At 71.5% G+C, this 21,668-nt stretch carries 21 protein-coding genes; 12 read left to right on the top strand and 9 right to left on the bottom strand.

All coding sequences use genetic code 11. From position 1 onward, the window contains the following. Positions 1-96 precede the first annotated feature (96 nt). Entirely contained in the window at positions 97-2,235 is a 2,139-nt protein-coding gene (gene uvrB, locus ACZ4SF_RS25735; protein ID WP_468388481.1) for an excinuclease ABC subunit UvrB, read from the bottom strand. 40 nt (positions 2,236-2,275) lie between these two features. Further along, positions 2,276-3,154, bottom strand: a complete 879-nt coding sequence (locus ACZ4SF_RS25730) for an MHYT domain-containing protein (protein WP_468388479.1) — start codon at positions 3,152-3,154, stop codon at positions 2,276-2,278. Between the two features lie 279 nt (positions 3,155-3,433). On the opposite strand from ACZ4SF_RS25730, the gene ACZ4SF_RS25725 reads away from it, so the two are divergent. Next, positions 3,434-4,306, top strand: coding sequence for a glycerophosphodiester phosphodiesterase (locus ACZ4SF_RS25725; protein WP_468388477.1), 873 nt, complete (start codon positions 3,434-3,436; stop codon positions 4,304-4,306). A 41-nt stretch (positions 4,307-4,347) separates the two neighbouring features. Continuing rightward, the gene (locus tag ACZ4SF_RS25720; protein WP_468388475.1) at positions 4,348-4,902 is read left to right on the top strand and encodes a methylated-DNA--[protein]-cysteine S-methyltransferase; all 555 of its coding nucleotides are present in this window, start codon (positions 4,348-4,350) and stop codon (positions 4,900-4,902) included. Between the two features lie 16 nt (positions 4,903-4,918). On the opposite strand, the gene ACZ4SF_RS25715 is transcribed toward ACZ4SF_RS25720, so the two are convergent. Beyond that, positions 4,919-5,350, bottom strand: coding sequence for a VOC family protein (locus ACZ4SF_RS25715; RefSeq protein ID WP_468388474.1), 432 nt, complete (start codon positions 5,348-5,350; stop codon positions 4,919-4,921). A gap of 100 nt (positions 5,351-5,450) precedes the next feature. On the opposite strand from ACZ4SF_RS25715, the gene ACZ4SF_RS25710 reads away from it, so the two are divergent. Continuing rightward, entirely contained in the window at positions 5,451-6,359 is a 909-nt protein-coding gene (locus tag ACZ4SF_RS25710) for a pseudouridine-5'-phosphate glycosidase (protein WP_468388472.1), read from the top strand. Further along, positions 6,356-7,279, top strand: a complete 924-nt coding sequence (locus ACZ4SF_RS25705) for a carbohydrate kinase family protein (protein ID WP_468388470.1) — start codon at positions 6,356-6,358, stop codon at positions 7,277-7,279. Before ACZ4SF_RS25710 ends, ACZ4SF_RS25705 begins: the two co-directional genes overlap by 4 nt. A gap of 189 nt (positions 7,280-7,468) precedes the next feature. Here the strand turns inward: ACZ4SF_RS25705 and ACZ4SF_RS25700 are convergent, their stop codons facing one another. Continuing rightward, positions 7,469-8,263 (bottom strand): class I SAM-dependent methyltransferase, encoded by a 795-nt coding sequence (locus ACZ4SF_RS25700; protein ID WP_468388468.1) that lies wholly within the window; start codon positions 8,261-8,263, stop codon positions 7,469-7,471. Positions 8,264-8,448: 185 nt separating this feature from the next. Here ACZ4SF_RS25700 and corA point away from each other — a divergent pair, with 185 nt between their 5' ends. Next, a complete protein-coding gene (gene corA / locus ACZ4SF_RS25695) occupies positions 8,449-9,576 on the top strand; it encodes a magnesium/cobalt transporter CorA (RefSeq protein WP_468388466.1) in 1,128 nt (375 codons plus the stop codon). Positions 9,577-9,677: 101 nt separating this feature from the next. On the opposite strand, the gene ACZ4SF_RS25690 is transcribed toward corA, so the two are convergent. Then, positions 9,678-10,319, bottom strand: a complete 642-nt coding sequence (locus ACZ4SF_RS25690; RefSeq protein WP_468388464.1) for a nucleoside/nucleotide kinase family protein — start codon at positions 10,317-10,319, stop codon at positions 9,678-9,680. A 473-nt stretch (positions 10,320-10,792) separates the two neighbouring features. Here ACZ4SF_RS25690 and ACZ4SF_RS25685 point away from each other — a divergent pair, with 473 nt between their 5' ends. From ACZ4SF_RS25685 to ACZ4SF_RS25675, 3 genes are all read left to right on the top strand, one after another. Next, positions 10,793-11,488 carry a DUF2293 domain-containing protein gene (locus ACZ4SF_RS25685; RefSeq protein ID WP_468388462.1) on the top strand — a complete coding sequence of 232 codons (696 nt, stop codon included), beginning with the start codon at positions 10,793-10,795 and terminating at the stop codon, positions 11,486-11,488. 189 nt (positions 11,489-11,677) lie between these two features. Then, the gene (locus tag ACZ4SF_RS25680) at positions 11,678-12,157 is read left to right on the top strand and encodes an anthrone oxygenase family protein (RefSeq protein ID WP_468388604.1); all 480 of its coding nucleotides are present in this window, start codon (positions 11,678-11,680) and stop codon (positions 12,155-12,157) included. A gap of 235 nt (positions 12,158-12,392) precedes the next feature. Continuing rightward, positions 12,393-13,880, top strand: a complete 1,488-nt coding sequence (locus tag ACZ4SF_RS25675) for a glutamate synthase subunit beta (RefSeq protein ID WP_468388460.1) — start codon at positions 12,393-12,395, stop codon at positions 13,878-13,880. Positions 13,881-13,976: 96 nt separating this feature from the next. Here ACZ4SF_RS25675 and ACZ4SF_RS25670 read toward each other — a convergent pair whose 3' ends face one another. Then, positions 13,977-14,504, bottom strand: a complete 528-nt coding sequence (locus tag ACZ4SF_RS25670) for a carboxymuconolactone decarboxylase family protein (RefSeq protein ID WP_468388458.1) — start codon at positions 14,502-14,504, stop codon at positions 13,977-13,979. 41 nt (positions 14,505-14,545) lie between these two features. Here ACZ4SF_RS25670 and pdxR point away from each other — a divergent pair, with 41 nt between their 5' ends. Further along, a complete protein-coding gene (pdxR, locus tag ACZ4SF_RS25665; protein ID WP_468388456.1) occupies positions 14,546-15,985 on the top strand; it encodes a MocR-like pyridoxine biosynthesis transcription factor PdxR in 1,440 nt (479 codons plus the stop codon). Positions 15,986-16,380: 395 nt separating this feature from the next. Here the strand turns inward: pdxR and ACZ4SF_RS25660 are convergent, their stop codons facing one another. Beyond that, entirely contained in the window at positions 16,381-16,635 is a 255-nt protein-coding gene (locus ACZ4SF_RS25660) for a DUF397 domain-containing protein (protein ID WP_030348027.1), read from the bottom strand. Further along, entirely contained in the window at positions 16,636-17,496 is an 861-nt protein-coding gene (locus ACZ4SF_RS25655; protein ID WP_468388454.1) for a helix-turn-helix domain-containing protein, read from the bottom strand. Positions 17,497-17,721: 225 nt separating this feature from the next. Here ACZ4SF_RS25655 and ACZ4SF_RS25650 point away from each other — a divergent pair, with 225 nt between their 5' ends. The 3 genes from ACZ4SF_RS25650 to ACZ4SF_RS25640 all read left to right on the top strand — a co-directional run bounded on the left by ACZ4SF_RS25650 (position 17,722) and on the right by ACZ4SF_RS25640 (position 21,322). Then, positions 17,722-18,495, top strand: a complete 774-nt coding sequence (locus ACZ4SF_RS25650) for an ATP-binding protein (protein ID WP_468388452.1) — start codon at positions 17,722-17,724, stop codon at positions 18,493-18,495. 173 nt (positions 18,496-18,668) lie between these two features. After that, positions 18,669-19,043 carry a hypothetical protein gene (locus tag ACZ4SF_RS25645; protein ID WP_468388450.1) on the top strand — a complete coding sequence of 125 codons (375 nt, stop codon included), beginning with the start codon at positions 18,669-18,671 and terminating at the stop codon, positions 19,041-19,043. A gap of 197 nt (positions 19,044-19,240) precedes the next feature. Continuing rightward, the gene (locus ACZ4SF_RS25640) at positions 19,241-21,322 is read left to right on the top strand and encodes an ABC transporter ATP-binding protein (protein WP_468388449.1); all 2,082 of its coding nucleotides are present in this window, start codon (positions 19,241-19,243) and stop codon (positions 21,320-21,322) included. 90 nt (positions 21,323-21,412) lie between these two features. Here the strand turns inward: ACZ4SF_RS25640 and ACZ4SF_RS25635 are convergent, their stop codons facing one another. After that, the gene (locus ACZ4SF_RS25635) at positions 21,413-21,589 is read right to left on the bottom strand and encodes a hypothetical protein (RefSeq protein ID WP_468388447.1); all 177 of its coding nucleotides are present in this window, start codon (positions 21,587-21,589) and stop codon (positions 21,413-21,415) included. Between the last annotated feature and the right edge of the window lie 79 nt (positions 21,590-21,668).

Genomic DNA, 21,668 nt, shown 5'->3' with positions numbered 1-21,668 from the left:
CGCAGAGGCACTGACAGTGCCGAACCCCGGCCCACGCTTTGTGTCGGTGTTGCAACACTTGGCGTAAATGCCGAGGTCCGGCACGACGGAAGAGGCTCAGGCGAGGCCGGCCTCGCGCATCTGACGCAGTTCCTTCTTCATCTCGGAGACCTCGTCACGCAGCCGGGCGGCGATCTCGAACTGCAGCTCCGCGGCGGCGGCACGCATGCGTTCGGTCATCTCCTCGATCTGCTCGGCCAGTTCGGCGGCCGGGCGGTCCGTGGGCACCGCCTTGCCCTTGCCGGCCTTGCCGGCCTTCGCGCCCTTGGCCGCCTTGTCGCCGAGCGACGGGACGGGTGCCTTGGCGCCCTTGCCGTCCTTCGTCTTGCGGTAGCCGGAGCCGAGGAGCTGTTCGGTGTCGACCTCCTCGCGAGCGATCTGCGCGACGATGTCGTTGATCTTCTTGCGCAGCGGCTGCGGGTCGATGCCGTTCGCCTTGTTGTAGGCGATCTGCTTCTCCCGGCGGCGGTTGGTCTCGTCGATGGCTTTCTCCATCGCCGGGGTGATCTTGTCGGCGTACATGTGGACCTGGCCGGAGACGTTGCGCGCCGCTCGGCCGATGGTCTGGATCAGCGAGGTACCCGAGCGCAGGAAGCCCTCCTTGTCGGCGTCCAGGATCGCCACGAGGGACACCTCGGGCAGGTCGAGGCCCTCACGGAGCAGGTTGATGCCGACCAGGACGTCGTACTCACCGGAGCGCAGCTCGCGCAGCAGCTCGACACGGCGCAGGGTGTCGACGTCGCTGTGCAGGTAGCGCACCTGGATGCCGAGCTCCAGGAAGTAGTCGGTGAGGTCCTCGGCCATCTTCTTGGTCAGTGTGGTGACCAGGACGCGCTCGTCCTTCTCGGTGCGCTTGCGGATCTCGTGCACCAGGTCGTCGATCTGGCCCTCGGTGGGCTTGACGACGACCTCCGGGTCGACCAGGCCGGTCGGACGGATGATCTGCTCGACGGCGCCGTCCGAGCGCGACATCTCGTAGGTGCCCGGGGTGGCCGACAGGTAGACGGTCTGCCCGATGCGCTCCTGGAACTCCTCCCACTTCAGGGGGCGGTTGTCCAGCGCGGAGGGCAGGCGGAAACCGTGGTCCACGAGGGTGCGCTTGCGGGAGGCGTCACCCTCGTACATAGCGCCGATCTGCGGGACCGTGACGTGCGACTCGTCGATGACGAGCAGGAAGTCGTCCGGGAAGTAGTCCAGCAGCGTGTTGGGCGGGGAGCCGGGCAGGCGGCCGTCGAAGTGCATCGAGTAGTTCTCGACACCGGAGCAGGTGCCGATCTGGCGGAGCATCTCGATGTCGTACGTGGTGCGCATGCGCAGGCGCTGGGCCTCCAAGAGCTTGCCCTGCTTCTCCAGCTCGGCCAGGCGCTCCCCCAGCTCCTTCTCGATGTCGTTGACGGCCCGCTCCATGCGCTCGGGGCCGGCGACGTAGTGCGAGGCGGGGAAGACGTACAGCTGCTGGTCGTCGCTGATGATCTCGCCGGTGAGCGGGTGGAGGGTGGACAGCGCCTCGATCTCGTCGCCGAACATCTCGATGCGGACGGCCAGCTCCTCGTAGACCGGGAAGATCTCGATGGTGTCGCCGCGGACCCGGAAGGTGCCGCGGGCGAAGGCCATGTCGTTGCGCGTGTACTGGATGTCGACGAAGCGGCGCAGCAGGTCGTCCCGGTCGATCTCGTCCCCGACCCTGAGCGGCACCATGCGATCCACGTACTCCTGCGGAGTTCCGAGGCCGTAGATGCAGGACACGGAGGCGACCACGACGACGTCGCGGCGGGTGAGCAGCGAGTTGGTGGCCGAGTGGCGCAGGCGCTCGACCTCCTCGTTGATCGAGGAGTCCTTCTCGATGTAGGTGTCCGACTGCGGGACGTAGGCCTCGGGCTGGTAGTAGTCGTAGTACGAGACGAAGTACTCGACCGCGTTGTTCGGCAACAGCTCGCGGAATTCGTTCGCCAGCTGGGCGGCCAGCGTCTTGTTCGGCGCCATCACGAGCGTGGGGCGCTGGAGCTGCTCGATCATCCACGCCGTGGTGGCGGACTTGCCGGTGCCGGTCGCACCGAGCAGGACGACGTCCTTCTCACCGGCCTGGATGCGCTTGGCCAATTCGGCGATGGCCGTCGGCTGGTCGCCGCTGGGCTGGTAGGGACTGACGACCTCGAAGGGCGCCACCGTGCGTTCGATGTGGGAAACGGGCCGCATGCCATCCACCGTACGACCCCCCACTGACAACGGGCTCCGATCAGCGGTTCTGTGGAGTGCGGGCTCCGTGGTGCTCGGGCCTGCGGGCCGGCCGGCGCCTCTCGTGCAGGGCGGGGCGGCGGCCCGTGTGGGAGGCGACCTCGGCGGCCGGCACCCCGGGTTTGACCTCGACGGACCTGCGGTGGGGCCGGCCCATCACCATCAGCGGGTCGAAGATCACGACGACGCCGGCCAGGAGCAGGAAGGCGAGCGGCCCGATCAGCATCGGCGCGAGCGCGGACGCGGCCGGTGCGCCGGCGACGGCGTGGGAGGCGCTGTCGAGGTGGACGCTGAGGGCGGTCATCCCGGTGTAATGCATGCCGCTGACCGCGAGCCCCATCACGAGGCTCGCGCCCACGCTCCACAGGAAGCCGCGGACACGGCCGGCGGCCCACAGGGCGGCCGTGGCGGCCACGACCGCTATGACGACGGAGACGGCGACGGTGAATGTGCTGTAGGTGAACCGGCCGTGGAAACGGACGCCCGCCATGCCGAGGTAGTGCATCGAGGCGACACCCAGGCCGGTGATCGTGCCGCCGGTGAACAGCGGGGTTCCGGTGGCGCCCCGATAACCGACGATGAAGACCCCGACGCCGACCATGACGATCGCGAGGCCGAGGCTCGCGTAGGTCATCGACTTGTCGTAGTGGATCGGTGCCTCCTTGATGGAGAAGCCCATCATGGCGACGAAGTGCATGGTCCAGATGCCGGAGCCGATCGCCGCCGAGCCGAGGGCCAGCCAGGCGGGGCGCCGGGAGTGCGTGACCAGCAGAGACCGGGTGGTGCACCGCAGGCCGAGGGCACCACCCAGGCAGGCCATCAGATAGGCCACCAGCGGAGTGACGGCCCCGTAGCTGAATCCGTCGACCGTGCCTTGCATACGCGGCTGCCCTTCCGCCCTGTTGCGTCCCGGAATACCTGAAATCTGCCCCCGTCCCAGGACCGCTCCGGCGGTCAGGGTTGTCGCAGAGAGTATGACCCCCACCGGAATGGTCGAACGATTTTCCGGCAAAGAAACACGCCCTTGCCGCAGATGTGCGCCACCCGTGAGCGGGCGTGGACATCTCCATTCAATCTGTGGCCATCGTGCGCACGGGTGTCGTTGACCGTCTGCTGTCAGTCTTGTGCTGTCGGTATTGGTCGACGCGAGGGAGCACGCATGTACGCGCGCGCAGTTGCCGCCACGGTCGCCGCAGGCTCGGTGACGGTGGCGATACTACTGAGTCCTGCCTCACACGCGCGGGCGGGCGAGGACACCGTGCCCACGGTGATCGCCCACCGGGGCGCCTCCGCCTACGCTCCCGAGAACACGCTGGCCGCCATCGACAAGGCCGCCGAGCTGGGCTTCTCCTGGGTCGAGAACGACGTCCAGCGCACCAGGGACGGCCGGCTGATCGTCCTGCACGACGACAGCCTGCAGCGCACCACGAACGTCGAGGAGGTCTTCCCCGGGCGGGCGCCGTGGAAGGTGAAGGACTTCACCGCCGCCGAGATCGCCCGGCTCGATGCGGGCAGCTGGTTCTCCCCCGCGTACGCGGGCGCGCGTGTGCCGACGCTGCAGCAGTACATGCGCCGGGTCGAGCACAACCACGAGAAACTCCTCCTGGAGATCAAGAACCCCGAGCTGTACCCGGGCATCGAGCAGGACACGCTGAAGCTTCTCGGCAACGAGGGCTGGCTCGACCGCGGGCACCTGCCGCGGCTGATCGTGCAGAGCTTCAGCGCCGACAGCGTGCGAACCGTCCACGAGCTGAGGCCCGCGGTCACCACCGCCTACCTCGGCACGCCCGCCGTGGCGCAGCTGCACCGGTTCGCGCGATTCACCGATCTGATCAATCCCTCGTACGGCTCGCTGTCCCTGGGCTTCGTCTCGGCCGTACACGCCTTCGACGGGCCGCACGCCAAGCCGCTCCGAGTGCTCGCCTGGACGGTGAACGACGCGGCCACCGCACGCCTGGTCACCGGCTACGGGGTCGACGGGATCATCACGAACAAGCCCGACGTGGTGCGGGCGGCGCTGGGCACGGACTGAGCCGGACGGGCGTTGTCAGCGGCGGGTCGTACCGTGGGCGCATGGACAGCCACGGGCAGGATGAGCAGCGGGTCGTGTGGGCCGTCGTCGGCACGGACATCGGCCCGCTGATGCTGGCGGCGACCCGCGAGGGCCTCGTCAACGTCGTCTTCCACGCCTCGGACGCGGTGCGCGACCGGGCGCTGGAGCGGCTGGCCGCCCGGCTGGGCGGCGTACCCGCGGAGGATCCGGACTCGCCGCTGCTGGCGGAGGCGATATGCCAGGTGCGGGCGTACTTCGCGGGTGACCGGCACGATTTCGACCTGCCGCTGGACTGGTCGCTGATCTCCGGGTTCAACCGGCAGGTGCTGCGCGAGCTGGCGTCCGGTGTGCCGTACGGCACCGTCGTCGGATACGGCGATCTGGCCGGACGGGTCGGGCAGCCCGGCGGGGCGCAGGCGGTCGGCGCGGCGATGGGTGCCAATCCGCTGCCGGTGGTGGTGCCGTGCCACCGCGTGGTCGAGAGCGGCGGTGGCATCGGAGGCTTCGGAGGCGGGCTGGAGACCAAGCGGAAGCTGCTCGCCCTGGAGGGTGTGCTCCCCGAGCCGCTCTTCTGACCGGCCGGGGACGCTGCTAGTCGTCGTAGTGCCGGGCCTCGAAGACGTTGCCGTCGAGGTCGCGGAAGTAGAAGCTGCGGGTGGCGTTGCCGCGGGCACCGGAGGCGCCGTGGTCGATGTCCGACACGGGAACGCCGTGTTTCTCCAGGCGGGCGCGCAGGGCGTCGAAGGCGTCGGCCGGCAGGGCCAGACAGACGTGGTTGACCGGGTGGCCGGCGCTGTCGGCCGAGCCGGGCAGCATCCGCATGCGTTCGGCGAGGGTACGCGGGGCGAGGTCGAGAATGGTCTCCTCGTTGACGCGTACGGAAGGGAAGGACACCTTCCCCTCCGCGAACTCGGCGACCTGGATCGGTTCGAGTCCGACGGCCGTCTCGTAGAAGCCGGCTGCGGCGACCGGGTCGGACACCCACAGGACGACGTGGTCGAGACGCGTGGTGTTGTTGGTCATGCGGCCCAGGCTGGTGGCCTCCCCCACAGGCCGCAAGCGTTTATCCGGGGCCTGTGACCGCCAGGGATGAGGGAAGGACCGACGGACAGGAGGCGGGGACGTGGTGCTGGTGGTGTCGGAAGAAGTCCGGGAGGCGATCGACGCGCGGCGGCCGGTGGTGGCCCTGGAGTCCACGATCATCGCGCATGGCCTGCCTCGCCCGCGCAATCTGCAGGTGGCGCTGGAACTGGAGGAGGCGGTGCGGCGGGAGGGTGCGGTGCCGGCCACCGTCGCCGTGCTCGACGGCCGGCCCCTGGTCGGCCTGGACAAAGAGCAGCTGGAGCGGGTCGCGAACGAGGACGGCATCCGCAAGCTGGGCCACCGTGACCTGCCGCTCGCCGTCGCTGCGGGGGCGAGCGGGGCGACTACCGTGTCGGCGACGGCGCAGCTCGCAGCGCTGGCGGGGATCAGGGTGTTCGCCACGGGTGGGCTGGGCGGTGTGCACCGGGAGTGGACGGCGACCCAGGACGAGTCGGCCGACCTCGGGCTGCTGGCGCGCACCAGGATCACGGTGGTGTGCGCGGGCGTGAAGTCGATCCTGGACGTACCGGCGACGCTGCAGCGGCTGGAGACGCTGGGCGTGGCCGTCGCCGGGTACGGCACGGACCGGTTCCCCGGCTTCTACCTGTCGGACTCGGGGCATCCGGTCGACTGGCGGCTGGACACCCCTGAGCAGGTCGCCGCTGTCATGCGCGCCCAGGACGCGCTGGACGCGCCGGAGTCGGCGCTGATCGTCGCGAACCCCGTCCCGGAGGCCGAGCAGCTCGATCCCGGGCTGCACGCGCGTGTGCTCGCCGACGCACTTCGCGCCTGCGGGGAGCAGGGGGTCACCGGGCAGGCGGTGACGCCGTTCCTGCTGGACCACCTGGTCCGGCACACGGACGGCGCCTCGCTGAGGGCCAACCTGGCGGCGGTGCGCGGCAATGTACGGCTGGCGGCGCGGATCGCCACGGAGTGGACCAAGAGGTGACAGGGAGCCTGCACGGTGCGCTGCTGGTCGTCGGGGACGTGGTGACCGATGTGGTCGCCCGGCACCAGGGTCCGCTCGCGGGCGGCACCGACACGGCCGCCGTGATCCGGAAGCTGCCGGGCGGTGCGGGCGCCAATGTGGCCTGCTGGAGCGCCCACGCGGGCTGTGCGGACGTACGGCTGCTGGGGCGGGTGGGCGCGGACGCTGCCGCGTGGCACGAGCGGGAACTGGTCGCGGCCGGGGTACGGCCCCGGCTGGTGGTGGATCCGGAGGCGGCGACCGGGACGGTGATCTGCCTCGTCGACACGGGTGCGGCGGCGGAGCGGACGTTCCTGACGGACAGCGGTGCGGCCCTGCGGCTGTGCCCCGCCGACTGGTCGGACACGCTGCTCGACGGGGTGGCCCGGCTGCATCTGTCGGGCTATCTGCTGTTCGAGGAGCCGAGTCGGGCGCTGGCCGAGACGGCGCTCGCAGCGGCACGCGCGCGTGGTGTGCCGGTCAGTCTGGACCCGGCGTCGGCCGGCTTCCTGGTGGAGCTGGGGGCGGACCGGTTCATGGCTTTCGCGCAGCAGTTGGACCTGCTGCTCCCCAGCCGGGACGAGGCGTGCCTGCTGACCGGCCTGACGGATCCGGCGGACGCTGCGGCCGAGTTGAGCCGTCTCGGGCCGATGGTGGTGGCCAAGGCGGGCGCGGACGGGGCGCTGGTGGCCCGTTCCGGCGCCGTACGCGCCCGGGTCCCGGCCGTGCCGGCGGTGGCGCGGGACACCACGGGCGCGGGCGACGCCTTCACGGGCGCCCTCCTCGCCGCGCTGGTCGCGGGCGCGGCGCCGGAGGAGGCGGCGGTACGGGGCTGCCGGGCGGGTGCGGAGGCGGTGGAACGGGTGGGCGGCAGACCGCCGCATCCTCGGAGCGGGGACTAGCCGGCAGGGAACGCCGAGTGCCGGCTCTGCCGACCCGGAAGGCGGCCGGCCGCGGCTGAAACGGTCCGGCAGTCCTGAGGAGCCGGTGCCCTGCGGAAGTGGTGCAGCGCTCGCGGGCGGTGATTCTGATCCGGCGACCGTCCGGCCGTGTTTCCCGTGCCGTGTCGCCGTGGTCCGGCGTCCTGGTGGCTACGCCTTGTGGCCCCATGCCGAGATCATCGGGGCGGTGGCCAGGTCCATGCCGCCGGCCTCGATGTTGGCCAGGTGCTGGTCGATCTCCTCGTGCGTGGCCAGCCCGGCATCGACGAGCCGGGTGCGGATCTGACGGACCGTCGCGGCTTCCAGGGCGGTGCAGGCGGGCGAGGCCACGGGGAAGTAGGCGTCGGCCTCGACGCCGCGCAGCCCGGCCTCCCGCAGCAGGCGCGGGAGCACGCGGCCGTAGGACAGGTCGGCGCCGCGGTCGGCGAGCAGCTTGCGGAAACCCTGGCGCAGCCGGTTGGCGAGGCGCTGTTCGGGGCCGTACTCGTCGGGGCAGGTCAAGGGCTGGAGGGCGGGGTCGGCGTCCTCGATGAGCAGGCGTCCACCGGGCCGCAGGGCCTTGATCATGGACTGCAACGCCCTTTCCCGGTCCGGCACATGGACGAGGACCAGCCGGGCGTGGACCAGGTCGAACCCCTCCCCCGGCGGCTCCTCGGCGCCCACGTCGTGGACGCGGACCTCCACCGGCGGGCGGGTTTCGGCGGCGAGCCGGGAGGTGTCGATGTCGGTGGCGACGACCTGGCCGTGCAGCCCCACCTTCGCGGCGAGCCAGGACACGACGGAGGTGCCGCCGGCTCCGACTTCCCAGCAGCGCCAGCCGGGTGCGACGCCGAGCCCTTCGAGGTGCCGGAAGGTGGTGGGATCGAAGAGGGCGGCGAAGGCGGCGAAGCGTTCGCCGGCCTCGTTCTGCCGGTTGTCCAGGAGGTACCCGTCGGATCGGTTCATTCCCCGATCATCCCGGGCATCGGACTCGTCGGGCTCGTCCGGCTCTACGACCGGTTCGTCCACAGGCGGGAACCAAGCGGAATCCCCTGCTCCCACAGGCGTGCCCGCACTTTGCCCGGGACTGGCAGACTTGCCGGGCAAGGCGCGGAAGCGTTACGCGAGGAGATCCACGCAAGGAGATCCAGATGTCCATGGCAGGGAATCTGCGGAAGGTCACGGAGCTGAGCAGGGTCGGCGGCCTGCGCACGGTGGCGCGGCTGGCCCGGCGTCGGCGGCGCGTGGACCTGAGTCATCCCGCCAGGTCACCGCTGGGCTCGTCGGTGGTGAAGTGCGTGACGTACCAGGACGGCGTGCGTGTGCCGGGGTGCGGCGATCTGGTGGACGCCGTACGGCTGGTACGCAAGAGCGGTGAGGGCTTCGTCTGGCTGGGGCTGCACGAGCCGACGGACCAGGAGTTCGCGGGCATCGCGGAACTGTTCGACCTGCATCCGCTGGCGGTGGAGGATGCGGTCGAGGCCCATCAGCGCCCGAAGCTCGAGCACTACGGGGACACGCTCTTCGCGGTGTTCAAAACGGTGTGCTACGTGGAGCACGAGCAGCTGACGGCGACCAGCGAGGTGGTGGACACGGGCGAGATCATGGTGTTCGTCGGCGCGGACTTCGTCATCACCGTGCGGCACGGGCGCCACGGCTCCCTGGGCCCCCTGCGCGAGGAGTTGGAGGCGCACCCGCACCAGCTCGCCAAGGGGCCCGCGGCGGTGCTGCATGCGCTCGCGGACCATGTCGTCGATGACTACCTGAACGTCACGGACGCGGTGCAGGCGGACATCGACCAGGTGGAAACGGACGTGTTCTCGGAGAACGGCGCCCGCCTCGACCCGGGCCGCATCTACCAGATGAAGCGCGAACTGCTGGAGCTGAAGCGGGCGGTGGTGCCGTTGGGCCGCCCGGTGGAGGATCTGGCCACCCGGCCCATACGAGTCGTCGACCCGGAGATACAGGCCTATTTCCGGGATGTGCTCGACCATCTGATCCGGGCCAAGGAACAGATTGCCGCGTTCGACGAACTGCTCAACTCCATTCTGCAGGCGCACTTGGCGCAGGTGACCGTCGCGCAGAACGAGGACATGCGCAAGATCACCGCTTGGGCCGCGGTGATCGCCGTGCCGACGATGGTGTGCGGGGTGTACGGCATGAACTTCGACCACATGCCGGAGTTGCACTGGCGGTTCGGCTATCCGCTCATCATGACCGTGATGGCGGGGGTGTGTCTGGCGCTGTACCGGGGATTCCGGCGCAACGGCTGGCTCTGAGCAGTGGGACCAGTTGGTTGCGGGGCTACACAGTTACATGCGCACGCATGCATAGGGGTTCGCTGATTCTCTGGTCCGGATCTCCGGGCCGGGCTCCGGATTCAGCCGCTCCAGGCGGGGTGGCGGGGGTCGTCGGCGCGCACGAGGACGTCCGCCGTTCCTGCCGGATCGGTCTCGGTCTCATAGCGTTCGAAGGCGGGGAGAGTCCACTGGTCGGCCTCGGGGGTACGGCGGCGCAGGGCGCCCGGGGAGAGGAGGAGATGCACGGTCAGGTCGAAGGGGAACCAGTGGCGCAGCAGTAGCGGGCCGTGGAGCAACAGGATTCCGCGGGCCGGGAGCTGGACGTAGGGGCTGCGGGTGGCCCGGTCCGTGTCCGGATCCCACAGATCGGGCAGGACCTGCCCACTGCCACCGGGGTCGAGCGGGCCGAAGACCTCGCGCCAGAGGGCGCCGGTGTCGAACCATCCGCTGTAGTACGACTCCGCGTCCCGCCGCCCGTGCTCCAGGCGCAGTGAGGCGGGGCGCAGGAATCCCTCGGTGCCGACCACAAGCGAGGACCGGCCACGCACCCGCAGTGCCTCCCCGACGCGCGTGGCGAGGTCTCCGGGTCGGGCAGCGGGGGCCCCGTCGAAGCCGACACGCGGCCACGCGCCGCCGTCGGCCGGCGCCAGCCCGGCCAGCCGGTCGGCAAGCTGCTCGGCGAGCCGGTCCCAGGTGATCGCTTCGAGTCGCACACGGCCCATGATGCCGGGTGGCCCGGCGGAGCAACGCGGGCGCCTGCGATCGGATGGGAGCCGGGCAGTCGGCGCCGGGGCCGGGGATGCCACCGGCGGCGGGCCGACGCGCGGTCGGTGACGATCACAACAGGGCGTCGAGCCCGGCGCGGAGCCGGCGGTGGACAGTCGACGTCAGGGCCGGCACGTGGCAGGTGCGGTCGGCGGCGGACAGCCGATGTAAGAGCCGGCGCGTGGGGCAGGTGCGGTCGGCGGTGGACAGCCGACGTAAGAGCCGGCGCATGGGGACGGCGGTGGACAGTCGACGTCAGGGCGGGCACGTGGGGACGGCGGCGGGCAGTCGACGTCAGGGCCGGCACGTGGGGACAGCGGCGGGCAGTCGACATCAGGGTCGGCACGTGGGGACGGCGGCGGACGGGGAGGGGAGAAGTTGACCTGGGCGGAGGCGGGAGGCGGGGGTGGTGGCGGGGAAAGTACCGCGTATGGCGCTTCCCGCAACTCCCCACTCTCCCGGCCGACTTGTCGTCATCCAGCCGCTGAAGCAGAAGCGGTGTGCCCGCTGCCGGCGTGGGCCGCTGTCGCTGCTGGTGCTGGAGGACGGCGCACCACACTGCCTGCACTGCGCGGACCTCGGGCACCTGGTGTTCCTGCCGCGCGGGGACACGGCCCTGACGCGCAGGTCGCGGGAGGAAAGCTCGCTGTCAGCGGTGGTGGTGCGGTTCAACCGGCGCAGGAGCCGCTATGAGCGCCAGGGCGTGCTCGTGGAGGAGGCCGCGCTGGCCCGGGCCGAGGCCCGCTGTCTGGCGGACGCGGAGGCCCGGCGCCGGAGGCGGGCGCGGGACGCTCGGCGCAGGGCGGCGGAGGACGAGCAGTTCGCGGCGGCGTTCGCGGCTGAGATCCTCCGGCTGTTCCCGGGCTGTCCGGCAGAGCGGGCACGAGCGATCGCGGCCCACGCGTCGGTGCGGGGCAGCGGGCGGGTCGGGCGCAGCCCGGCCGGGCGGGCACTGAGCGAAGGGGCGGTGATCTCGGCGGTCGTGGCGGGTGTACGGCATGTGGACACGCCGTACGACCAGCTGCTGATGCGCGGGATACCACGGCACGAGGCCCGGCGCAGGATCGCGCCGGCCGTGGAGAGCGTGCTGCTGGCGTGGCAGACGGCCGGGGAGGACACCGGCTGAGGAGAAGGAAGCAGCTGCCGCCGGCCGGAGCCGGCTTCGGGGAGGACACCGGCTGAGGAGGAGAAGCGGCCGCTGCCGTCCGGAGCCGGGTCGAGCGATGGCTGGTTTCGACCGCTGGGCTTTCACTGGGGGTGAAGGTGATGGTGGCGTCGGGTACCGGGTCCGGTGGCGCGGGATGGGGGCGTGGAGATGATCGAAGGGCCGCTATTCTTGCTGGTCTTGGCGGGGATCCTTGCGACCGGGCTGGTGGCCGGTGTCTTCTGCGGTTTCTCGGCCTTCGTGATGCGGGGGCTCGCTGCGCTGCCGCCTGCGCAGGGTGTCGCCGCGATGAACGCGATCAACGTCGCCGCGGTGCGGCCTGCCTTCATGTCGTTGTTCATCGGGTCGGCGGTACTGAGCGCGATGATCGCGGTGGTGACGTTCGTGGTGTGGCCGGACCAGGGGAAGGCGGAGCTGCTGATCGGCAGCGCGCTGTACCTGCTCGGCTCGTTCGTGCTGACGATCACCGCGAACGTGCCCCGCAACGACCGGCTGGCCGAGCTCACCCCGGGTGCGCCGGAGGCCGCCGTGTACTGGCCGGTGTATGTGCGCGAGTGGACGTTCTGGAACCACGTCCGGACCGTCGCCTCCGCCGCGGCGGCCCTCGTCTATGTACTGGCCCTCACCTGATTCCACCCCCGGCAGCCCCACACCCCTTCCCTAGGGCGATCCCCTGAACCGCGCCCACGGTGACCCCTGAGTTCCTCCTGCGCGCCCCCTGCGACACCCCCGGCAGAAAGCGCTGTCCGTCGCCCTGCAGTGCCGTCGGCGCGGACGTATCGTGGCCGAAAGAGTGCCGCACGATGACGCACGGCCCGCCGTACATCCGGCGCCTCCGGTGGTGCCCGTACGCGAGGAGACGCCCATGGCCGATCCCAAGGGGTTCATGACCACGCCGCGCCAGGAGTGGCCTCGGCGGCCCGTCGAGGAACGGGTGCGGGACTGGGACGAGGTGTACGTCCCGGGCGCGCTGCTGCCCATCATCAGCAAGCAGGCCGACCGCTGCATGGACTGCGGCATTCCGTTCTGCCACCAGGCCTGCCCGCTGGGCAATCTCATCCCCGAGTGGAACGACCTGGTCTCACGGGAGGACTGGCGGGCGGCGAGCGACCGGCTGCACGCCACCAACAACTTTCCCGAGTTCACCGGACGGTTGTGTCCGGCGCCGTGCGAGGCGGGGTGTGTGCTGGCGATCAACCAGCCGGCGGTCACCATCAAGAACGTCGAGTGCGCGATCGCGGACCGGGCGTGGGAGGAAGGTTTCACCCCGCCCCGGCCGCCCGAGCGGCTGTCCGGGAAGACGGTCGCCGTCATCGGCTCCGGGCCCACCGGACTGGCCGCGGCACAGCAGCTGACCCGGGCCGGGCACACGGTGGCGGTGTACGAGAAGGACGACCGGATCGGCGGGCTGATGCGGTACGGCATCCCCGAGTTCAAGATGGAGAAGCGGCATCTGGAGCGACGGATCGAGCAGATGCGGGCCGAGGGGACCAAGTTCCGTACGTCGACGGTGGTGGGGCGGGACGTTCCCGCGGCGGAGCTGCGGGCCCGGTACGACGCGGTGGTGATCGCGACAGGTGCGACGGCGTGGCGGGAACTTCCGGTGCCGGGCCGGGAGTTGAACGGGATACACCAGGCGATGCAGTATCTGCCGCTGGCCAATCGGGTGTGTGCGGGGGATCTGGAGGTATCGCCGCTGTCGGCTGCCGGCAAGCACGTCGTGATCGTCGGCGGCGGGGACACCGGGGCGGACTGTCTGGGAACCGCGGTGCGCGAGGGGGCCGCGTCCGTGAGCCAGCTGGACATCTACGCACAGCCGGGTGCGGAGCGCGACGACGACACCGAGCCGTGGCCGACGTACCCGAAGATCTATCGGCTGTCGGCCGCCCACGAGGAGGCGCGGGATCTGGGTACGGCGCCGGCGGCGGACGCGGACGCACGGCTGTTCGCGGCGTCCACGCTGCACTTCACGGGGGACGAGACAGGACGGGTACGGTCACTGCATCTGGTCGAGGTCGACGAGCGGCGGCTTCCGGTGCCGGGCACCGGACGGACACTCCCCGCCGACCTCGTGCTGCTCGCCCTCGGCTTCTCCGGGCCCGACCAGGGGGACGGGCTGATCGAGCAGTTGGGTCTCGTGCTGGCGCCGCGCGGGACGATCGCCCGGGACGCCGGTTTCGCGACCAACGTCCCCGGGGTGTTCGCCGCCGGGGACGCGGCGCGCGGGCAGTCGCTCATCGTGTGGGCGATCGCGGAGGGGCGGGCGGTCGCGGCGGCGGTCGACCACTATCTGACCGGCAGTTCGCGTCTGCCGTCCCCGATCGCGCCCACGGACCGGCCGATGGTGGTCTGAGGTGCCGTCACCTGGCCGAGCCGGTGAGTCGTCGGTGCACGACCGGGGCAGCCGGGGAGGCACGCCCACCACCGCCCGCTGCCCCGGCAGGTGGTGTCAGCCGGTGCGCTCGTCCGTGCCTGCCACCTTGCCTGTCGCCAGGGCGACCCGGTTCCACGTGTTGATGGTGAGGATCAGGGCGAGGACGTGGGCCAGTTCCTGCTCGTCGAACTGGGCGGCGGCCTCGGCGTAGACGGAGTCGGGGACGCCGCCGTCGGCGACCAGGGTCACCGCCTCGGTCAGGGCGAGGGCGGCCTGTTCCTTCGGGGTGAAGAAGTGCCGGGCCTCACGCCAGACGGCGACCATGTGGAGCCGGTCCTCGCTCTCGCCGGCCTTGCGGGCGTCGTTGGTGTGCATGTGCAGGCAGTAGGCGCAGTGGTTGAGGTGCGAGGCGCGGATCTGGATCAGTTCGACGAGGGCGGGGTCGATGCCCTGGCGCGCGGCGGCGTCGAAGCCGATGATCGCGCGGAAGACCTTCGGCGCGGCCTTCGCGAAGTCCAGGCGGGTGCGTGCGACCTCGGCGGCGGCGATCTCGGTGGTGGGGTCGATGGCCGGTGCGGCGGTCGTGTTCGTCGTCATGTGCATCAATCTACGGGCCTGAAAGACTGGTTGTAGGGTGCATTTCCATGACGGAATCATGGGTCAATTCCGCGGAGCGGATCGGCGCCGATCTGCATCTGGAGCTGTCGGGACCGGGCGGGCGCCGGGCCGCGGTGATCCGGGCCCTGCGGGAGGCCGTGCGCAGTGGGCGGCTGGCGCCGGGCACCCGGCTGCCGCCGTACCGTTCGCTCGCCGCCGACCTGGGTGTCGCCCGCAACACGGTCGCGGACGCGTACGCGGAGCTGGTGGCCGAGGGCTGGCTGACCGCGCGGCAGGGGTCGGGGACGCGGGTCGCCGAGCGGGCCGAGCCGCTGCGCCCCGCCGTGCGGAGCCCCGTGAAGATGCCCCCGCGCGTGCGTGGGCCGCGGCACGACCTGCGGCAGGGCACGCCGGACGTGTCGGCGTTCCCGCGCGCGGCCTGGGCGGCCTCGTACCGCCGGGCTCTGCAGGCGGCGCCCGGCGAGGCGTTCGGGCCCGGGGACCCCGCCGGGCGCCGGGAGGTGCGGGAGACGCTGACGGAGTATCTGGCACGCGCGCGTGGGGTGCGTACCGAGCCGGACCGGATCGTGATCTGCTCGGGCTTCGCGCACGCGCTGCGGCTTCTCTTCAGCCGGGGCGCGCAGGAGGGACCGGCGGCGGGCGGGGTGCTGCGCGGTCCGCTCGGCGTCGAGGCCTACGGGCTGGGCTTCCACCGGGAGCTGCTCGCGGCGGCCGGCGTGCGCACCGTACCGCTGCCGCTGGACGAGCACGGCGCACAGGTGGCGGACCTCGGACGGGAACGCGCCGTGCTGCTCACGCCCGCTCACCAGTTCCCGACCGGTGGCCCGCTGCACCCGGAGCGCCGGGCTGCGGTGATCGGCTGGGCACGCGCTCGCGGGGCGGTGGTGCTGGAGGACGACTACGACGGCGAGTTCCGCTACGACCGCCGGCCCGTCGGTGCACTGCAGGGTCTCGACCCTGAGCGGGTCATCCACATCGGCTCGGTCAGCAAGAGCCTGTCACCGGCGCTGCGGCTGGGCTGGATGGTCCTGCCGGAGCGGCATGTGGAGCCGGTGCTGGCGGCGAAGGGCGAGCGGGAGGCATGGGCGAGCGTGCTGGACCAGCTCGCGCTGGCGGACTTCATGTCCGGCGGGTCGTACGACCGTCATGTGCGGCGGATGCGGCAGCGTTACCGGCGTCGGCGTGACCGGCTCGTCGGTGCGCTCGCCGTGCACGCTCCGCACGTCGAGGTGACGGGCATCTCTGCCGGGCTGCACGCGGTGCTGCGGCTGCCGCCCGGCACGGAGCGGTCGGCCGTGCAGGCGGCCGCCTGGCAGGGCATCGCCCTCGACGGCCTCGCCGCGTTCCGGCACCCGGAGAGCGCGATGGTGGCGGGCGACGGTCTGGTGGTGGGGTACGCGACCCCGTCCGAGCACGCCTACGGGGCGGCGCTGGAGGCGCTGTGCGGGGTGCTGCCGCCGGAATGACCGGCCCACAGCGGGGGGTTCAGAGATCGGAATCCGGCGGCGGCGACGTGACACCCGCGTGCCGGCGGCCGGTGTCGAGCCGGCCGCCGGCATTGACCTGCCGACCGGAGTGGGGCGGGTCGGCCGGGGGGTAGCGAGTACCGGCGGCGAAGGATCCGCTGCCTGCGCACCTGAACCACGACCACCGTAAGCGCGGCGTGTGTGCCACGCAGCCGAATTTCGCGCGCCGCACACGACGGAAGTACCCGGCGCACCCACCACAGCCGAGTCGCGCGGTGCACATCCCGCGGCCGGGACGCGCGGCACACGCCCCGCAGCCGGACTTCGCCGGGCGTGTCGTTGGACGATCAAGGCTGCATCACGATAAGGAAGTTGAGTGAAAAACAAAGCCAGGTTCAGGACAGGAGGAAGTCGGCCTCCCCCGCCTTGGCGCCCTCTATGAACGCGGTCATCTCGTCCATGGTGTAGATCAGCGCGGGCCCGTCCGGGTCGGTCGACTGGCGCACGGCGATCCGGCCGTCGGCCAGCTTCATCGCCTCCAGGCAGTTTCCGCCGTTGCCGCCGCTCCAGGGCTTGTGCCAGCCCTCGCTGCCCAATTCCCGCGCAGGCATGCCGTTGTACACACGGCCGCGCGGCTTGATGCGATCCATTCACAGCTCCTTGCGGAGGTCCCGCAGGATCTCCTTCGTACGTTGCGCCGTGGCGGCCTGCGCCGCCATGCGGTCCATGACCTCCAGATGGGTCGCCACCTCGGTGCGCGCGTCCAGGTAGACGGCGCCGGTCAGGTACTCGCTGTAGACCATGTCCGGCAGTTCCGACACGGCGAATCGGAACAGCACGAAGGGCCCGTACGTCCCCGGGTGCGGCCCGTTGGCGAACGGGGCGACCTGAAGCGTCACATGGGGCAGCTTCGTGGCCTCGAGCAACTTGTCGATCTGCGCACGCATCACCTCCGGACCGCCGACCGGGCGGCGCAGGGCCGTCTCGTCCATCACCGCCCAGAAACGCGGGGCATCCGTACGGTTGAGCAGTTCCTGGCGTTGCATGCGCAGGGCGACGTGCCGCTCGATCTCGTCCGGGCTCGTCTGACCGATGGCCCCGGACTTCAGCACCGCGCGCGCGTAGTCCTCGGTCTGCAGCAGACCGGGGACGAAGTGCGGCTCGTAGGAGCGGATGAGGCCGGCCGCGCCCTCCAGGCTGACGTACATCGAGAACCAGCCGGGCAGGATGTCGTGGAACCGCTGCCACCAGCCGGGCCTGTTGGCCTCTTCGGCCAGTTGGACGAAGAGGTCGGCCTCGTCGTCGGGGACGCCGTAGGCCTTCAGCAGCAGTTGCAGGTAGGGGATTTTGAGGGCGACCTCGGCCATCTCCATGCGGCGGACGGTGGCGGGGGCGACGCGGAGCACGCGGGCGGCCTCCTCGCGCTTCAGTCCTGCGCGTTCCCGCAGGTCCAACAGGCGCCGGCCGAGAACCACCTGTCCCACCGTCGGCGCGGACCGCGGTTCGCTCACGCTCCCACCTCCACCGAAAGCCTCCACCGAAAGTTTCCTGACAGCCCTACGGCGCCATTCGAAGGTTCATTCGAAGATCGGTTCGGATCTCCGAGGACTTCAATTGGCGCCGCGCGGGGTGCTGTTGCGAGCAGTGTGCCACGCCCTCTGACCGAGTCACACTGCACTCTGCAATTTTCAGAGTGACACTTGCCAAGTGTCGGCGGCGGGGAGATAGTGGCAGGCGTGATTCCGTCCGCGCCCTTAGGAACAGACGCCGCCGCAGACCGTTCCGGTCTCGGCGCCGCGGCCGGCGTGACCCCCCAGCGGGGCGCTGCCGAGCGCAGGTTCCACTTCGACCTGGCCGCACATCCGGGTTCCGCCGCCCGGGCGAGACGCCTGACGCATGCCCGGCTGTCCGGGTGGTCGGTGTGCGCGGACACTTGCGACAACGCGGCTCTCGTCATATCCGAGCTGGTCACCAACGCGATCGTGCACACGGCGAGCAGCCGGGTCGTGTGCGAGCTGCACGACCACGACGACATGGTGCGCATAGCCGTACGCGACGAGGGCTGTGCTCCCGGCGAACCCCATCCGTCTCCACAGCGACCCGACGAGGAGCACGGGAGGGGGTTGCTTCTCGTCGACGCGCTGTGCCGGGCCTGGGGTGTCCAGGAGCACGGCCCCGGCCTGTTGGTCTGGGCGGAACTGCCCCGCCGGACCGACACGGCCGATGGCACCGTCCAGCCCCGCAACGACCTGGGCTGGGGTGCCCGCCCCAAGCCGGGCCGCCCCGACGACACCGGCGACGACCGGGCCGAGGCCAGCGGCGGCCACGAGCAGGAACCGCACGGCGAGAACGCGCCGGGACCACGCCGGAACCACACTGCCGGTCAGCCCCCGCACCGAATGCCCGAGCAACATCGGCGCGGCACGTACCCGGCACCGCACCGCCACGCGGCAACCGACCGGCCCCCGCACCACACCCCCGAGCAGCGCCGCCGCGGGGAGCACTCGTGACCGGCCCCGGCAGCTCCGACCGGCCCGGCCGCACCGGCACAGGGGCAGGTGCAGGCTCAGATGCAGCGACAGGCACAGGTACAGGTACAGGTACAGGTACAGGTACAGGTACAGGTACAGGCAAGCAGCACGTCGGCCACGAGCACGGCATCGGCCTGGACACCCTGGTGCGCTTGCAACGTCGGCGACCGGCCCCGGACCCGGCCCGTCGCCTCCGGCTGCCGGACGGCATGACCGCCCCGCTCGGCTGTGATGCCGTCGCCGTACCCGACCGTCTCGGCCCGCTGGTGGTACGGCGGCTGCCGCACGTGGGATGCGTGTACGCCGACGGGTCCCACTGGTGGTGGATCGTTCCGTCGGACTCCGACTACGCCCTGCCCTGGCCGTCCCCGGCCCACTATGCCGCCGGTGCCCTGGTCACCGGCACGGCCCGGCTCATCCACCGTCCGCAGGGCACGGCCCCGTACACCCCGCCGATCCCGCTGTACCTCGCCCTGTGCCGGGTGACGGACACGGCCCCGGACTGGTCGCGCGCCGTCTCGGCGTAATCGCCGGCCCTGCCGCGGCCGGGGACCACGCCCCCCGCAGGCCCGCTGTGCAGCCACAGCAGCCGAGTACACGCATCAGACCCGGTCCCCTGCACCCCGCGCTTCCTCCGCGCCCCCTCGTATCGCCCCTCGCGCCCTGCCCAGCCGCCGCCCGGGCCGCGATAGTGGCCGTTCCGTCGGGGTGCGGGGAGGTCGCGGTGAGGAAGAGGCCGGAGGCGGTCGAGTCCGCGGTGTCGGAGTCGGAGCGGCTGCTGTTCGGAGGGCCGCTGCGGTACGACATGGGCTGGAACGAACACGCGGACGCCTTCCTGGAGCTGGGCTTCCGGGCGATGCTGACCCGGCTGCCCGGCATGCTGGCGTCCAGTCTCCGGCTGGCCCGGCAGGCCGACGCACGGGCCACCCGGGTGGTGCTGGCCGCCGAGGTGGGCCGGGGCCTGGCCCAGGCGGTGAGCCTGTTGGCGGTGAACAACGCCCTCGGCAAGCTGCTGGCCGGCCCGGACATCGCCCAGCGGCTGCGCTCGGCCGCCCCCGCCCTCGCCGTGATGGCCGCCGTGATGCTGGTGGCCGCGCTGCTGCGGGCCGCGTCGACCTACGCCACCGGACGGCTGGAGCCGAAGGTGGAGCGGGTGGCGACCGAGCTGTATCTGGAGCGGGCGGCCTCCGTGGAGCTGGCCGCGATCGAGGACCACGCCTTCCACAAACTCCTGGACACGGCCCAGTACGGCGCACGGTCCACCCGGCACATGATCGGCTACGGCACCCGGGTGATCAACTCCATGATCTCTCTGGTCGCCGCGGCGGGCGTGCTCACCGTGCTGCATCCGGCGCTGCTGCCGCTGCTGGTCACCATGACCCTGCCCAGTGCCTGGAGCGCGCTGACCAACGCGCGGCGCCGCTACGAGTCCTTCCACACCTGGGTGCAGCACGCCCGGGCCGGCCAGCTGCTCGCCAACCTGCTCACCGAGCCGGCCGCCGCTCCCGAGGTCAGGGTGCACGGGGTGGGGCCGTTCCTGCTGCGCCACTTCCGGTCCATGTCGGAGACCGCGGAGGCGGAACAGGCCAGGCTGTCCCGGCTGGCCGCCCGGACCGGGCTCATCGCCGCGGCCTGGACGGGTCTGGCGACGCTCGCGACGTACGCGACGCTGGGCGCGCTGCTGCTGACCGGCGCGATGGCCCTTTCGGTGGCCGGTACGTCGGTGATCGCGATCCGTACCGGTGCGGCGAGCCTGGACACGCTGGTACTGGACATCAACGAGCTGCACGAGGAGGCCCTGTTCGTGGGCGATCTGGAGCGGCTGTACGTCGCGGCGGCCGAGCGCGCCATCCCGACGGGCGGGGAGCCGCTGCCGGACAACCCGAAGGAGATCCGCTTCGAGAACGTCACCTTCAGCTACCCGCGTGACCCCCGTCCGGGTGAGGCGGGTCCGTCCCCGGACACGCCGCCCGGCCCCACGTCCGTACACGACACCACCAGCCCGGCCCACGACGACACCGTCACCGAGACCGCCCGCCCCGCCCCGGACAACGGCGCCCACACCGGCACCGCCCGCCCCGCCCTGGACGACGTCACCCTCACCTTCCCGCTCGGCCGGATCATCGCGCTCGTCGGGGAGAACGGCTCGGGCAAGACCACGCTGGTCAAGCTGCTGGCAGGCCTGTACACGCCGGACCGGGGCCGGATCCTGTGGGACGGCGTGGACGCGGCGCGGGCCGACCGGCGGTTGCTCGCCGAGCGCATCGCGATGGTGGCGCAGGACTTCAAGCGCTGGCCCTTCACCGCCCGGGTGAACGTGGCCGTAGGCCGGTCCGCCGCGCCCATGACCGAGGAACGGCTGACCGCGTCGGTCGCCGAGGCGGGGGCCGAGGAGGTGGTCGCGCAGCTGCCGAGCGGTCTGGACACCCTGCTGGCCCGGAACTTCAGCGGCGGGCACGAGCTGTCCGGCGGCCAGTGGCAGCGGCTCGGCATCGCCCGCGCGGCCTACCGGCGCGGGAGCATCCTGATCGTGGACGAGCCGACGGCGGCGCTCGACGCGCGGGCCGAGCTGGAGGTGTTCGAGAAGATCCGGGCTCTGGCAGGCAGCGGGCAGACGGTCGTGCTCATCACCCACCGGCTGGCCTCGGTGCGCCACGCCGATCTGGTGCATGTGCTGGAGCACGGACGCCTGGTGGAGTCCGGCACCCCGGACGAACTGCTGGCCAGGGGCGGTGTCTACGCCGAGCTGTACACCCTTCAGGCGGAGCAGTTCACGGCGCGGGTACCGGCCCAGAAACCGGCCTGAGCCGCCAGGCCGCCCGGCCGCCCCGCACGTTCCAGCGGCACCGACCGCTCCAGCCGCCCCGGCGCTGCAGCGGCGCGAGGACGCGCCCGCTCACTCCGCGGCTTCGCCCCCACGCACGACCACCAGAAACGTGTCGGTCGCGAGATCCATGACGACCTCGGCGGGCAGCCCTTCCAGACGCCGCGCGTGCGCGAACTCCTCCGCGGGCCAGGATCCCCGGGGACCACCGGCGGGAAAGCGTTCGAGCACCGTTCGCCCGTTCACCATCTCGCACCTCCAGAAAGCGTCGTACTTGTAGGAGTTAACGCTCTGGAGGAGGGAAACGGCTCGCTCAGTGACGGGACTG

This window comes from Streptomyces sp. NPDC027663, from assembly GCF_055566415.1.
The sequence above is the reverse complement of the archived record's forward strand: the minus strand, read 5'-3'. Positions and strand labels throughout refer to the sequence as shown.